We start from the raw sequence: 14,978 nt of genomic DNA, 5'->3' as shown, positions 1-14,978 counted from the left end.
CACGCCAGATCGCCCGATTACCTCCCATATGGCGTGAGAGCACATGTTTTTTGCGTCAGTTGTGACGTTGGGCACCGAGGTGGGCAGAGGTACGGGGGCCTGACGGGGTTGGGTCACTCGTGATTAGGCTGGTGTCGGGCGCGACACCAGAACCCGTGAGCGGGCGTCGGCGTCTCAGGGGGAGAACCGGTGGATCGGACGACCTCGGACAAATTCGGATGACAAGCAAGGGTCGCCCCAGCACGGCATGAGGGTGCTCGACCACACCAGGAGGAACTGTGAGCAGCGATCGGGACGGGATCCGCGGGGGCTGGGCTACACCCGGCGATGACCAACCCGACGCGGAGTCCTCCGTCGAGACGACCGGCGAGTTCACCATCGACTACGCGCCGCCCGCCTGGTACACGCAGAACGCGTCCGGCGACGGCGAGCAGGGGGAGGGCGAGGGGGCCGATCCGCCCGCCGGTTCGGCCGGTTCTCCCCCGGCTTCCGCTCCGACGGCTCCGCCCGCGCCTCGTGGTCCGGTTCCGCCGTTGCCGGGGCTGACTCCGCCGCCGCACGCGACGCCCCAGGGGGCTTCCTCCGCCCCGGCTCCCGCCCCGGGTGCGCCCTTCACGCCTCCGCCGCCGGCTCCGGGGGCCGCGTTCACGCCGCCTCCGCCGCCGGGGCCGGGTGCGCCGTTCACTCCGCCCGCGCCGCCGAGCGGGGGGCCGGCCGGGGTGCCCAAGTTGCCGGTGGGGAGTGGGTTCGAGCCGCAGCCGTCGTCGCCTTCGTCTTTGCCTTCGCAGCAGTCCGTTCCGCCTCAGCCCGAGCCGGAGCCGGAGGCCGTGACCGACCCGGCGCCTGCCGCGGATCTCGCGTCTCCCACTGCCCTGCCGACGTTCCCGGCCGGCGGGTTCCAGCTGCAGGCTCCCGCTCCGCCGCCGCCCGCCGAGGAGCCCGAGGCTGCGGCCGGGCCCGAACCTGAACGCGATCACGAGCCCGACACCGGCGACCTCGACAACGGCGACCTGGAAAGCGGCGCGACCATGCGCTTCTCGGCGGTCGCCCTCAAGCGTGAGATCGCCGAGCGGGCCGCCGCCGAGGACAGCGCCGGGGAGGGCCCGGCGGCCGGTACCGACGAGGTCCGTGACACGCCGGACGAGCCCCTCGTGAGCACGGGCTTCACTGACACTGATGCCGACGCAGACACCGACGCCGACGCAGACGCCGAAGTCGAAACTGACGTCGACACCGAGTCGGACTTCGAGTCGGTCTCCGACGAGACTCCCGGCGCGGTGTCCGGTGGCGGGCACGGCGACGTGGCCGACCCCCGCCTCGGTGGATCGGCCCCCGACGCCGAGCCGGAGCCGGAGCCGGTCGTCCCGGCGGCCGTCGCCGGGTCCGAGCCCGAGCCCGAGCCCGTGGACAGCGTCCCGGCGGCGGACGAGCCCGTGGACGCCGTGCCCGCGGACGCGGTGCCCAACGACACCCCGCCGCCGGCCGACAGCGTGCCGCAGGACGCCGTTCCGCAGGACGCCGTTCCGCAGGACGCGACGCCTCCCGCGCCCGAAGGGATGCCGCCGCTGCCTCCGTCGTACCCGCCGGTCGCGCCCGCGGCGGCCCACCAGTGGCCCGCACAGCCTCAGCCCCAGACACAGCCCCAGACCGCGCCCGCACCTCCCGAACAGCCGGGCGTAGCGGCGCAGCAGCCTCCCTTCCAGCCGCAGGCTCCGCAGCCAGCGCCCGCCGGATGGGACGCGCCGCCCGCGCCGCAGGCCGGTTACGGCTTCCCGCAGCCCGGTGCGCAGGCCCCCCAGCCACAGCCCCAGCCCCACTCCCCCGCCCAGCCGCCCGGCGGATACGGCTTCCCTCAGGCACCTCAGGCACCTCAGGCACCTCAGGCACCGCACGGGGGGCCGTCGCCGCAGCAGCAGCCGTATCCCGGTGTGCCGCAGCAGGCGCCGCCGCCTCAGGGCGGTGGTCAGGCTCCGCCCGCGCAGCCCGTTCAGCCCGGCCAGCCCGGCCAGCCGGGGCAGGCGCCCCACACACCCCAGGCACCCCCAGCGCAGCAGCCGGAGTACCAGGCGCAGCCCCAGCAGCCCCACCCCCAGCCGTACCAGCAGCCCGCCGATCCCCGTCTCGGGGCCGCCTGGCCGCAGCCGATGCAGCACGACCAGCGGCAGGCCACCAACCCGGGGGCGGCGCCGCTCGGTTACACGGCGGCCGTGGAGCTGTCGTCCGACCGGCTGGTGAACAACAAGCGGCAGAAGGCGAAGAGCAGCCGTCCGGCGGCCGGTGGTTCGCGGTTCAAGCTGGGCGGGAAGAAGGAGGAGGCCGAGCGGCAGCGGAAGCTGGACCTGATCCGCACCCCGGTGCTGTCCTGCTACCGCATCGCCGTCATCAGCCTCAAGGGCGGTGTCGGCAAGACGACCACCACCACCGCGCTCGGCTCCACGCTCGCCACCGAGCGGCAGGACAAGATCCTCGCGATCGACGCCAACCCGGACGCCGGTACGCTCGGCCGCCGGGTGCGGCGGGAGACCGGGGCCACCATCCGCGACCTGGTCCAGGCGATCCCGTACCTCAACTCGTACATGGACATCCGGCGGTTCACCTCGCAGGCGTCGTCCGGTCTGGAGATCATCGCCAACGACGTCGACCCGGCCGTGTCCACGACCTTCAACGACGAGGACTACCGGCGCGCGATCGACGTGCTCGGTCAGCAGTACCCGGTCATCCTCACCGACTCGGGCACCGGTCTGCTCTACAGCGCCATGCGCGGTGTGCTCGACCTCGCCGACCAGCTCATCATCATCTCGACGCCGTCCGTGGACGGTGCGAGCAGCGCCAGTACGACGCTGGACTGGCTGTCGGCACACGGGTACGCCGACCTCGTCTCGCGGTCGATCACGGTCATCTCCGGGGTCCGCGAGACCGGCAAGATGATCAAGGTCGACGACATCGTGGGGCACTTCCAGACCCGGTGCCGGGGTGTCGTCGTGGTCCCGTTCGACGAGCACCTGTCCGCCGGTGCCGAGGTGGACCTCGACATGATGCGGCCGAAGGTGCGGGAGGCGTACTTCAACCTCGCGGCGATGGTCGCCGAGGACTTCGTCCGCCACCAGCAGTCACACGGTCTGTGGACGTCGGACGGCAATCCGCCGCCGGTCGCCGCCCCGCCCATGCCGGGCCAGCAGATGCCCGGCCAACCGATGCCCGGTCAGCAGATGCCGCCGGGACAGCCGTACCCGCCGCAGCCCGGGCCCGGACAGCAGCAGCCGTATCCCCAGCCCGGTTACGGCCAGCCCTACGCCCAGCCCGGTTACGGATATCCGCAACCGGGACAGCAGGGACAGCCAGGACAGCCGGGGCAGCCGTCTCAGCCGCCGCAGCAGGGGCAGACGCCCCCTCCGCCCCCGCCCCAGCAGTAGCCCCACCATCTCCGAAGGCCCGCCCCGTCCTCGACGGCGCGGGCCTTCGGGCGTGTGCGAACGGCAACGCCCGCCCCAGCCGTCACGCTCTCACCAGGCAAGCGCCAGTGGTCTGCGCCAATGAGGGTCACGTATGGGTCAACTCCTCGTTTCCGCAGGCCACATGGGGTTTGACATACCGTTGACGCGCGCAGACTGCCGCTGGTAGACACACACTTCATTCCGCGTTCACCACCGTTCAAGCCCGCCTCACGCGAGGACGCCCGGCGTCTGCGCGTGCGATGACGCGAGGTCAGGTAGTCATGAACAGACACGATCAGCACGGCAGCGGACGTACCGCCCACCGGCCGTGGCGAACCCGTCTCCTCGCGGCAGCCGGCGCCGGTGCGCTGCTCCTCGCGTCGGGGGCGGTCGCACCCTCGGTCTCGGCGAAGGAGGGCGACGGGGGCGACGGCGGCGACAAGGTGCTCACCGTCGCCGTGGCGCAGAGCGTCGACTCGCTCAGTCCCTTCCTGGCGGTACGGCTGCTCAGTACGAGCATCCACCGGCTGACGTACGAGTACCTGACCAACTACGACGCCAAGGACAACCACGTCATACCGGGGCTCGCCACCGAGTGGAAGTCCTCGCCGGACAAGCTGACCTGGACGTACACGATCCGGTCCGACTCCAAGTGGTCGGACGGCGAGCAGGCCACCGCCGAGGACGCGGCGTGGACGTTCAACACGATGATGACCGACCCGGGCGCCGCCACCGCCAACGGCAGCTTCGTCGGCAACTTCGCGGAGGTCACCGCGCCCAGTCCGACCCAGCTGGTGATCCGGCTGAAGAAGCCGCAGGCCACGATGACGGCTCTGGACGTGCCGATCGTGCCCAAGCACGTGTGGGAGAAGGTCGACGACTTCTCCAAGTTCAACAACGACAAGGACTTTCCGATCGTCGGCAACGGGCCGTTCGTGCTCACCGACTACAAGCCGGACAGCTATGTGCGGCTGAAGGCCAACAAGGACTTCTGGCGCGGCGCCCCGAAGTTCGACGAGCTGGTCTTCCGGTACTACAAGGACCAGGACGCCGCGGTCGCCGCCCTGCGCAAGGGCGAGGTGTCGTTCGTCGCCGGGTCGCCGTCGCTGACTCCGGCCCAGGCCGACTCGCTCAAGGGCGAGGAGAACATCCGCGTCAACGACGCCCCCGGACGCCGCTTCTACGCCCTGGCCACCAACCCTGGCGCGCGGGCGAAGGACGGGACGAAGTTCGGTGACGGCGATCCCTCGCTGCTGGACCAGCGGGTGCGCAACGCGCTGTTCATGGCGGTGGACCGCAAGGCGATCGTCGACAAGGTGTTCCAGGGCCACGCGGTCGAGGGCGCGGGCTACATCCCGCCGCGTTTCTCCTCGTACTTCTTCGAGCCGTCGGCCCAGCAGAAGCTGGCCTACGATCCCGCGAAGGCGGCCCAGTTGCTCGACGAGGCGGGCTACCGGACGGACTCCGACGGCAAGCGCCTCGGCAAGGACGGCAAACCGCTGGACTACCGCATCCTGTGCCACGCCACCGACCCGAACGACAAGGCGGTCGGCAAGTACCTCCAGGAGTGGTGGGGCGAGCTGGGCATCTCGGTCACCCTCGACTGCCTGGACAACGTGACCGACCCGTGGCTGGCCGGCAAGTACGACCTCGCCTTCGACGGCTGGTCCGTCAACCCCGACCCGGACTTCGTGCTCTCCATCCACACCTGCGACGCGCTCCCGGCGACGCCGAAGGACACCGGGGCCACCGACAACTTCATCTGCGACAAGAAGTACGACGACCTGTACGCACGGCAGTTGGGCGAGTACGACGCCGGCAAGCGGGCGGAGATCGTCAAGCAGATGCAGTCCCGGCTCTACGACACCGGGTACATGAACGTCATGGCGTACCCGAACGCGGTCGAGGCCTACCGCACGGACCAGATCAAGTCGATCACCACGATGCCGTCCGACGCGGGCAACATCTACGGGCAGGACGGCTACTGGAGCTGGTGGTCGGCGGTGCCCGCGGACTCCGGTGACTCCTCGGGGAGTTCGTCGTCGACCGGGACCGTGATCGGGATCGCGGCGGGCGTCGTCGTCCTCGTGGGTCTCGGGGTGCTGTTCGCCGTCCGCCGGCGGGCGTCGGCCGACGACCGTGAGTAGCGCCACCGGCTCCGCCGTCGAGAAGCGGGCTCCCGCGGCCGCGGCGCCGCGGGGGCCGGGCCGCAGCGCGTACCCGCGGTACGTGGCGGGGAAGCTGGCGGGCGCGGCCGTCTCGCTGTTCGCCGTGCTCGTCACGAGCTTCTTCCTGTTCCGGCTGATCCCCGGCGATCCGGTGAAGTTCATGACCGGGGGCCGTCCGGTCTCGGCCGAGCAGCTCGCCGTGTACAAGGAGGAGTTCGGGCTCGACCTGCCGCTGTGGGAGCAGTTCACGGACTACTGCGCCAAGGCGCTGAGCGGGGACCTGGGCACGTCGTACCAGTTCCACGCACCGGTCGTCGACAAGATCACCGAGGCGCTGCCGAACACCCTGCTGCTCACCGGCACGGCCTTCGTGCTCTACACCGCGCTGGGCGTCTTCCTCGGCACCCGCTCGGCGTGGCGGCACGGCGGGCTCGGCGACCGGCTCAACACCGGGCTGGCGCTGACCCTTTACTCCATCCCGTCCTTCTGGCTGGGGCTGCTGCTCATCATCGTGCTGTCGGTGGGGGTGGACCCGATCCCGGGGCTGTTCCCGACCGGCGGCATGGAGTCGGGCCGCGAGGAGGGCTTCGCGTACGTGCTCGACGTGGCGCACCATCTCGTACTGCCGGTGGTGACGCTGGTCGCGGTGGAGTACGGGCAGACGCTGCTCGTCACCCGGTCGGCGCTGCTGGACGAGATGGGCAGCGACTATCTGACGACCGCGCGGGCCAAGGGGCTCAGGGACGATCTCGTGCGGCGCCGGCATGCGGTGCCCAACGCGCTGCTGCCGACGGTGACGCTGGTCTTCGTCAACCTGGGGCGGACCGTGGCGGGGGTCATCCTCGTCGAGACGGTCTTCTCCTGGCCGGGTCTCGGCGGGCTGTTCTACCAGGCGCTCAGTGTGCCCGATCTGCCGCTGGTGCAGGGCTTGTTCTTCGTCTTCGCCGCCGCGGTGATCCTCATGAACACCCTGGCCGACCTGCTGTATCCGATGCTCGATCCGAGGGTGGGCCGATGAGCGCCGAGACCACCGAGACCACGGAATCCACGTCCGGGCCGCCGGCGGCGAAGCCCGGTGAACCGGGTCCGCGGGCGCTCGCCCGTCGGCGGCGCCGCGCCTCCGTCGCGCGCTTCTGGAAGGAGTACCGCAAGCACCGGGCGGGGGTGTTCGGGCTGGCCACGCTGGTGCTGTTCGTGCTCGTGGCACTGACCGCGCCGCTGACCGTCGGGTCGGACGTGGACAGCGTGACCGACGCGCCCGGGCAGCCGCTGGAGAGCCCGAGCGGCCGGTTCCCGCTGGGCACCGACCAGTTCGGGCGGAGCCTGCTGGGCCTGCTGATCTGGGGCTCGCGCGTGTCGCTCATGGTCGGGCTGCTCGCGGCGGTGCTCTCGGTGCTGATCGGCGCGCTCATCGGGATCACGGCCGGCCACTTCCGCGGCTGGTACGCCACGGTGATGATGCGGATCACGGACTGGTTCCTGGTGATGCCGACGCTGGTGCTGGCGATCGTGCTGGCGACGGTGCTGTCCCGGTCGCTGGGCACGATCGTGCTCGCGATCGGCGTGACCACCTGGCCCACCACGGCACGCCTGGTGCGGGCGCAGACGCTGGCGGTGGAGTCGCGGCCGTACATCGAGCGTGCGAAGGCGCTCGGGGGCGGGCACTGGCACATCATGTCCCGGCACGTGCTGCCCAACGTCATGCCGCTGATCCTCGCGCAAACGACCTTGATCATCTCCTCCGCGATCCTGGCCGAGGCGACCCTGGCCTTCCTCGGGCTCGGGGACCCGGCGGTCGTGTCCTGGGGCGGGCTGCTGCAGGACGCGCGGGAGGCGGGGTCGGTGAGTTCCGGCGACTGGTGGTACCTGGTGCCGCCGGGCATCGGGATCGCGGTGGTGGCGCTGGCGTTCACGTTGTGCGGGCGTGCGGTGGAGGCCGTTCTCAATCCCAGGCTGGGGGTGTCCCGTTGAGTCTGCTCGAGGTGCGGGACCTGAAGGTGACGTATCCCGGCGGTGCGGCCGCCGTGCGCGGGGTCGACCTGGCCCTGGCGGCCGGCGAGAAGCTCGGCATCGCGGGCGAGTCCGGCTGCGGCAAGTCCACGCTGGCCCTGGCGCTGCTGCGGCTGCTGCCGCCGGGTGCGCGGGTCGGCGGGGAGATCCTGCTGGACGGCGAGGACGTGCTGACGATGAAGTGGGGGCGGGTGCGGGCGGTCCGCTGGGCGGGGGCGTCGATCGTCTTCCAGGGCGCGATGCATTCCCTGAACGCCGTGCACCGCATCGGCGACCAGATCGCCGAGCCGATCCTGCTGCACCGCCGGGCCACGCCGGCGGGGGCGCGCAGGCGGACCGGTGAGCTGCTGGAGCAGGTCGGTCTTCCGGCGGCGCGGGCGAGTGCCTACCCGCACGAGCTGTCCGGCGGCCAGCGGCAACGGGTGATGATCGCGATGGCGCTGGCCTGCGATCCGCGGCTGATCATCGCCGACGAGCCGACCACGGCGCTCGACGTGATGATCCAGGCGCAGATCCTGCGGCTGATCGAGGGGCTGGTGGGCGAGCAGGGCGTCGGCCTGATCATGATCAGCCACGACCTCGCCGTGCTCGCCGACACCTGCGACCGGCTCGCGGTGATGTACGCGGGCCGGGTGGTCGAGGAGGGCCCGGCCCGGCAGGTGTACGACGATGCCCGGCATCCCTACGGCCGGGCGCTGTCGGAGGCGTTCCCCACGATCGGGGACCCGGCCTCGAGGTTCGCGCCCCGCGGCCTGCCGGGCGACCCGCCCGACCCTGCGGCGGTGCCGTCCGGGTGCGCCTTCCATCCGCGCTGCCCGGTGGCGCTGGACCTCTGTGCCACCCAGGACCAGCCGCTGCGGGAGGCGGGCACACGGCGCCGGGCGGCATGCGTCCACGTGGGTTCGGACGGCACGGTGCCGCCGGACGGCGACGGGGCGACCGGCGCGACCGGGAAGGCCGCCGGGGGCGCAGCCGACGGCGGCAGCGACGGCGGCAGCGGCAGCGGGGCGGCCGACGGCCGCGGGAGTGGCGATGGACTTGGTGCGGGCGCGGGCGGGGTCGCGTCGGCGGAGGGCGACGGAGTGAGGAGCAGTGCCCCATGAGCAGCACCATGCCCGACGGCACACCCGGCGGCATGCCCGGCGGCACGCCCGGCGGCACATCCGACGGCACGCCCGGCCGCGCATCCGGCGCCGCACCCCCGTTGCTGAGCGTCCGGGGGCTGCACGTCACCTTCCCCGGCCGGCGCGGGGCATCCGCCGCGCGAGCCGTGGACGGGGTCGACCTCGACATCCGGCGGGGTGAGATCGTCGCGCTGGTCGGCGAGTCGGGCTGCGGCAAGACGACCCTCGCCCGTTCGCTGCTGGGCCTGGTCAGGCCCACCGGGGGACGCGTCACCTTCGACGGTGCCCCGCTCGGGTACTCCGCCCGGGCGCTCAAGGCGTACCGCAGGCGGGCGCAACTGGTCCTGCAGGATCCGAGCGGTTCGCTGAACCCGCGGCACACGGTGTACGACATCGTGGCCGAGGGCCTGCGCATCCACGGCCACGCCGGGGACGAGCGGACGGCGGTCGCCGACGCGCTGTCCCGGGCCGGGCTGCGGCCGCCGGAGCGGTTCTTCCTGCGCTACCCGCACGAGCTGTCCGGCGGCCAGCGCCAGCGGGTCGTCATCGCGGGCGCGCTGGTCCTGCGACCGGAACTGCTCGTCGCCGACGAGCCGGTGGCCTCCCTCGACGCGTCGGTGCGCGGCGAGATCCTCGCGCTGCTGCTGCGGCTGCGCACCGAGCTGGGGCTGTCCGCGCTGGTGGTGACGCACGATCTCGGTCTGGCCTGGAACATCGCCGACCGGGTCGCGGTGATGTACCTCGGCCGGATCGTCGAGACGGGCGCGGTGGAGCAGGTGCTGACGGCCCCGCGGCACCCCTACACCCAGGCCCTGCTGTCCGTGCTCCCGGAGGCGCCCGGAGCCCCGGTCGTGCTCACCGGCGAGCCGCCGGACCCGTCGTACATCCCCGGCGGCTGCCGCTTCCACGTCCGCTGCCCGGTGCTGGCGAGCGGCGAGGCCGGACGGGCCGGCGTCGCGGACGCCTGCCGGAACGGGGAGCTGGAGATCCTGCGCGGCGGCGACGAGTCCCAGGTCGCCTGCCATTGGGCCCGGGCGGAGCGGCCCGCCGCCGAACGGGCGGGCTGACCCCGACGGGCACGCCGACGCCGACGAGTGGAGGACGTCCTCAGGGCCTGGGGGCGTCCGCCGCGGTGATCTCCCGGCACCTGTCCACGTCCACGGCCATCTGCTCCAGGAGCGCGTCCAGCGTCTCGAACTTCGCCTGCCCGCGGACGAAGGCCACGAAGTCCACGGCGACGTGCAGGCCGTACAGCTCAAGGTCCACGCGGTCGATGGCGTACGCCTCGACCGTGCGCTCGGTGCCCTCGAACTGCGGGTTGGTGCCGACGGAGATCGCGGCCGGCATCGCCTCGCCCTGGGCGTGCAGCCAGCCGGCGTAGACGCCGTCGGCCGGGATCGCGGTGTGCGGGAGCGTCTCGACGTTGGCCGTGGGGAAGCCCATCTCGCGGCCGCGCTGGGCGCCCCGCACGACGACGCCCTCGACTCGGTGCGGGCGGCCCAGGATCTCCGCGGCGCCCGCCACGTCGCCCTCGGCCACCAGGCGGCGGGTCAGGGTGGAGGAGAACGGTTCGCCGCCGCCCGCGTCGCCGGTGACGTACAGGTCGACGACCTCGACCTCGAAGTCGTAGACCTTGCCCTGCTCGATGAGGAAGTCCACGTTCCCGGCGGCCTTGTGGCCGAAGCGGAAGTTGGGGCCCTCGACGACCGCCTTGGCGCGCAGCCGGTCGACCAGGACCTTGACCACGAAGTCGGCGGCGGAGAGCTTCGAGAACTCCTTGGTGAAGGGGAGGATCAGCACCGCGTCCACCCCCAGGTCCGCCATCAGTTCGGCCCGGCGGTGGTGCGGGGCGAGCAGCGGCGGGTGGCTGCCGGGGCGGACGACCTCACTGGGGTGCGGGTCGAAGGTGACGACTACGGCCGGGACGCCCAGCGCGCGGGCGCGGTCCACGGCGTGCCTGATGATCAGCTGGTGTCCGCGGTGGACACCGTCGTAGGAGCCGATGGTGACGACGCTGCGTCCCCAGTCCTCGGGGATGTCCTCCAAGCCACGCCAGCGCTGCACTGTGTCCGCTCCTCGGTGCTTCCGTGGTTTCCATGGTTTCCGTGGTGACCCTTACGCAGGTCTAAGGGTGCCATGCCGTCCGGCTCCGGTCGGCATCGGCATCGGTGCTGTGACCGGGTGCACCCCGCAACGCGCGCGGCCGGGTCAGGCGGGGACGCGGACGCCCGCCAGGTGCTCGATCGTGCGGCGGGTGCTGGGGCCCACCAGCGCGGCCCAGTCCTCGGGCGCGTCGGTGAGCCAGCCGGTCAGCCGGGGGGCGAACCCCGGAAGGTGCCGGGACAGGTCGACGAGGCCGCGGTCGAAGCGGGTGGCGCCCTCGGGGGTGCGGACGAGGAGCAGCCCGGTGCGGTGCACGAGGGCCCGCAGCTCCGCTCCGTCGCACCGGGCGGCGGCATGCAGCAGGGCGTCCAGGACGGCGGGTTCGTGCTCGTGGGCGAAGAGGTGCTCGCGCAGTGCGCGGCGCAGCGGGGCGCTCGCCGTCGCCCCGTCGGCGGCGAGGACTCCGGCCAGTGCGGCCCGCGCCGGCTCGGGGCCGTCGTCCAGGAGACGGGTGACCAGGGGGAGGAGTACGGCGCGGGGTGCCTGGTCCCGGTCGAGGCGCCGGTCGACGTACGCGGCCAGGTGCCCGGCGGTCTCGGGGCGCTCGGTCACGGTCCGGCCGACCAGGGCGGCCACCCGGTGGGTCAGCGGGGGTGTGGTGGCGTCGGCGAGCCTGCGCAGCGCCTCACCGGCGTCCGGGCCGAGCAGTCGGGCCCGGAAGGCTTCGAGGACGGGCTCGGGGTGGGTGGGCAGGGCGGCGGCCACCGCGCTCGGCGGAAGGTACGGATCGCAGGCGGCGAAGAGGTCGAGGGCCGCGGGGAGGTGGCGGTCGCGGCAGTCCGGGTCCTGGACGAGGAGGGCGAGCGCGCCGCCGCGCAGCGGGCTGTCGGACGGTCCGGCGAGCAGCACCAGGGCGGCGTGGCGGAGCAGGGTGCGGTCGGCGCCGGGGCGTGCGTGCGGGGCGGTGCGCAGGCCGTGGGCGACCGCCGCGCGCTGCCGCTCGGGGCGCTCGTCGCGCGCCCATCGCTCCACCGCGCGGCAGAGCGCGGACGGCTCCTCCTCGGCCAGGACGGCGAGCAGTTCGTCGGCGCGGCGGTGGGCGCTGTCGACGAGCACCTCGGTGAGTCCGTCCAGGCCGCGGTGGCGGTGGGTGTGCAGCAGCGCCTGCGCGGCCGTCGCCACGGTGGCGTGCGGGGTGGCGGGCAGCGGCCGTTCGTCGTCGAACCAGCGGACGAGGAGCGGCTGTACGGTCGTGGGGTCGGCGACGAGCAGCCCGGCCACGGTGTCCAGGTGGCGGGGGCCGGGTTCGTGCGGCGGGCCGTCCGCGAGGACGAGGCGGCGCAGCAGGTCCAGGCGGGTGGCCGCGGGCACGCGCGGCGCCGCCCAGAACCCGGGCCCGAAGACCCGGGGCGCCGGCTGCCCGTCCCCGGCCCGTTCCGCGATGCCGTCGGCGAGGAGCCGCAGCACCTCGGTGTACGGCGTGGCGTCGGGCACGCGGGTCAGCGCCTCGGCGAGCAGCCTGGCCGCCCACCAGGAGTGCGGGTCGAGGTCCAGGGCGTGCACCAGCTCTTCCAGGGTCAGGGCGAGCTGGGGGACGCCGTGCTGGCGGGCGAGGAGCAGCAGCGCCTCGACGACGGAGCCGATGCGGTGGTGCGGGACGGGGAGGGCGTGGGTGCCGAGTGCGGTGTCGCGCCGGTGGACGAGGGCGCGCAGGGCCTCGTCCAGGTCGAGGTGGGTGCCCTGGATCCAGTCGGCGAGCTCCTCGTGCGCGAAGCGGTAGCCGCTGCCCGCGGGTACGAAGAGGCCTTCGGCGAGCACGGCCGGTGCCCAGCCGGTACCGCCGCCCAGCCCGGCCGGGGCCGGTCCGCACGGGAACAGCGTCTCGAACGACTCCCGGTCCAGTCCGCCCTGCCCGGGCCCGAGACTGCGCCGGGCGGCCTCGTGGACCTGCCCGGAGACCTTCGCGGCGAGTCGGCGTACGGCGGTGCCGTGCAGCCCGTTCTCCCCGGCCAGGCGGGCGGCGACGCGCAGGCACATCAGGTCCAGGTACGCCGTGAAGACCGCGTCCCGGGTGACGGGCACGGGGGCCGGGGCCGGGGGGCCGGGGAGGGCGGCCCGGACCTCCGAGAGCAGACGGATCGTGAGGGGGTGCCCGGCATCCGGGCCGGCCAGGACGCCGTCCGGCACGCCGTGGCGGGCGCGCGCCTCCCGGGCCTCGTCGTCGCGCAGGTCGCCGAGGCGGACACAGGGCGGGAGCCCGGCCTGCCCGCGCCCCCGGGCGCCGCCCGCGGTCACCCGCTGTGCGGACGCGGGCCCGCCTTCGACGGCGCCCGTCCCGCCCGACGGCCCCGCGGCGGTCCCGGGTGCCGCATGCGGCCCGGCGGCGGTCCCGGGTGCCGCATGCGGCCCGGCGGTGCCCCCGGCGCGACTCGGCCACGCCGCCGCGCCGAAGGCCCCACCGCTCGCCCCGAACATCGGCACACCTCCGGCAGCGCCCGCCCCCGGCCCCGGCCCCCACAGGCCGATCCCGGGCGAGGACACGCCACCGGCCGCCTGCCGTCCCGGCCCCGGTGCCGTGGACACCGTCGGTCGTCGTGCCGCGCCCGAACCGGTCGGGCCGGGCGACGGCAGCCCGGGGTCCGGGTCGTGCAGCAGTTCCCTCGGGAACTCCGCCCCCGCGTGCTCCCAGCACTCCGCGCGGCAGGCCACCACGAGCCGTGTGTCCGTCTCCCGGAGCCAGGCGGCCGTGCGCTCGGTCCACTCGGGGAGGCGGTGGGCCAGGACGGGCGGCATCTCCTCCGGGCCGTCCAGGGTGACCAGGAGGGGCCGTCCGGCGGTGCGGGCCAGGTGGGCGAGGCGTTCGGGGCTGACGTCGCCCAGGCCGACGGGGCCCGGGTGGTCCGGGCGGGCCGGGTCCGGGCGGGCCGGGTCCGGGGAGGCGACGATGCGGGCGGCGCGGGCCAGCGTCCGGCGTGCCGCGTCCGCCAGCGACATGTCGTCGTCGTGCAGATCGGCCCCGCGCAGCCACAGCGTGGGGGCCGCCGCCGGTCCCCCGGAACGGCGGGCGGCGAGGGCCGCCAGCTCGGTCGTACGGCCGCTGCCCGGCGCGCCGACCAGGCCCAGGACGCGGGCGCCGCTCGCGTCGAAGGCGGCGAACTCGCGGGTCACCGCCGCTCGTTCGACCGTCTCCCGGAGACCGGGGCCGCCGTCCGGTCCGGTGGCGGGCCCGGCCTCCGCGACCGACGTCGCCGTGAGGGCGAGCACACCGGCCAGGTTGAGGTCGGCGCCGTGGGCCGGGACCGTCGCCGCGTTCTCGGCGAGGAGGTCGGCGAGCGGACCGGTGGCCGCGCGGCGCAGCGGCACGGCGAAGCCGACGTCGCTGTGGCCGGAGCTGAGGGCGGTGCCGAGGACGCCGAGGACGGCGCCGGTGGCCACGTCGAGCACCGGCCCGCCGGCCGCTCCCCCGCCCAGCCGGAGCGCGTCGCGCCCGCAGGTGCCGACGGCCAGTTCAAGGGCGTCGCCGAGGAGGTGGAAGCGGTCGGTGGCGGTGTAGGTGACGTCGGTGACGCCCAGCACCCGGGCCTCGCGCCAGCCCCCGGCGGCGATGCGGACGTAGGTCCCGGCCTCGACGCGGTCCCGCGTGCTCAGCGGCAGCGGGGCGGCGCCGAGGCCCTCGGTGCGCACGAGGGCCAGGCCGAGGGCGGGCAGCGGGACGACGTCGGCGGCGGCCACCACGCGGCGGCGGCCCCCGGCGGTGCTCAGGACCAGCCGGGTGAGGCCGTCGACCGCTTCGTGGCTGGTGAGCACCGTGCCGTGGTGGTCGGCGACGAATCCCGTGCCGCGCGGGCGGCCGGCGAGGTCGTGGACGCGGACGAGGGCGGCGTCGGGTCCGCCGTGCTCCGCCGGGTCGGCCGCCCGGACGGCCGGGGGGCCGCCTCGTGCCTCCCGGGAGCCGTCCCCGGGCCGCTCCCCCGCCCTGCCGCCCGTCGCCTCCCGGGACCGGTTCCGCGACGCCATCGTCGAACCTCCCCGCCGTACACCCGTGCTGTGTGTTCGACGGTAGGCGCGTGATGATCAGCCGGACAGAGCCTCTGGCGAACGCGCCCCCTTCCACTCCCCCGGTTCACTCCGAGCGCCTG

8 protein-coding genes are annotated in these 14,978 nt (G+C 74.1%); 6 read left to right on the top strand and 2 right to left on the bottom strand.

Annotation, left to right across the window (positions count from 1 at the left end; translation table 11 throughout):
- Positions 1 to 278: 278 nt before the first annotated feature.
- The 6 genes from ACH4D3_RS32240 (at position 279) to ACH4D3_RS32215 (ending at position 9,803) form a co-directional block, all read left to right on the top strand.
- Positions 279 to 3,413 carry an SCO5717 family growth-regulating ATPase gene (locus ACH4D3_RS32240; RefSeq protein ID WP_398329471.1) on the top strand — a complete coding sequence of 1,045 codons (3,135 nt, stop codon included), beginning with the start codon at positions 279 to 281 and terminating at the stop codon, positions 3,411 to 3,413.
- Between the two features lie 302 nt (positions 3,414 to 3,715).
- The gene (locus tag ACH4D3_RS32235; RefSeq protein ID WP_398329468.1) at positions 3,716 to 5,581 is read left to right on the top strand and encodes an ABC transporter substrate-binding protein; all 1,866 of its coding nucleotides are present in this window, start codon (positions 3,716 to 3,718) and stop codon (positions 5,579 to 5,581) included.
- Positions 5,574 to 6,620, top strand: a complete 1,047-nt coding sequence (locus ACH4D3_RS32230; RefSeq protein ID WP_398329465.1) for an ABC transporter permease — start codon at positions 5,574 to 5,576, stop codon at positions 6,618 to 6,620. Before ACH4D3_RS32235 ends, ACH4D3_RS32230 begins: the two co-directional genes overlap by 8 nt.
- Positions 6,617 to 7,573, top strand: a complete 957-nt coding sequence (locus ACH4D3_RS32225) for an ABC transporter permease (protein ID WP_398329462.1) — start codon at positions 6,617 to 6,619, stop codon at positions 7,571 to 7,573. The genes ACH4D3_RS32230 and ACH4D3_RS32225 overlap by 4 nt, the downstream gene beginning before the upstream one ends.
- A complete protein-coding gene (locus ACH4D3_RS32220) occupies positions 7,570 to 8,715 on the top strand; it encodes an ABC transporter ATP-binding protein (protein WP_398329459.1) in 1,146 nt (381 codons plus the stop codon). The genes ACH4D3_RS32225 and ACH4D3_RS32220 overlap by 4 nt, the downstream gene beginning before the upstream one ends.
- Entirely contained in the window at positions 8,712 to 9,803 is a 1,092-nt protein-coding gene (locus ACH4D3_RS32215) for an ABC transporter ATP-binding protein (protein WP_398329456.1), read from the top strand. Before ACH4D3_RS32220 ends, ACH4D3_RS32215 begins: the two co-directional genes overlap by 4 nt.
- 40 nt (positions 9,804 to 9,843) lie before the next feature.
- Here ACH4D3_RS32215 and ACH4D3_RS32210 read toward each other — a convergent pair whose 3' ends face one another.
- Together ACH4D3_RS32210 and ACH4D3_RS32205 are read right to left on the bottom strand one after the other, a co-directional pair.
- Positions 9,844 to 10,800, bottom strand: coding sequence for a bifunctional riboflavin kinase/FAD synthetase (locus ACH4D3_RS32210; protein WP_398329454.1), 957 nt, complete (start codon positions 10,798 to 10,800; stop codon positions 9,844 to 9,846).
- A gap of 144 nt (positions 10,801 to 10,944) precedes the next feature.
- Positions 10,945 to 14,856, bottom strand: a complete 3,912-nt coding sequence (locus tag ACH4D3_RS32205; protein WP_398329451.1) for a trypsin-like peptidase domain-containing protein — start codon at positions 14,854 to 14,856, stop codon at positions 10,945 to 10,947.
- Positions 14,857 to 14,978: the final 122 nt, after the last annotated feature.

It is taken from the genome of Streptomyces sp. NPDC018026 (assembly GCF_044327745.1).
GTDB classification, from domain to species: domain Bacteria; phylum Actinomycetota; class Actinomycetes; order Streptomycetales; family Streptomycetaceae; genus Streptomyces; species Streptomyces rubrogriseus.
This window is presented reverse-complemented; position numbering and strand designations above follow the sequence as displayed.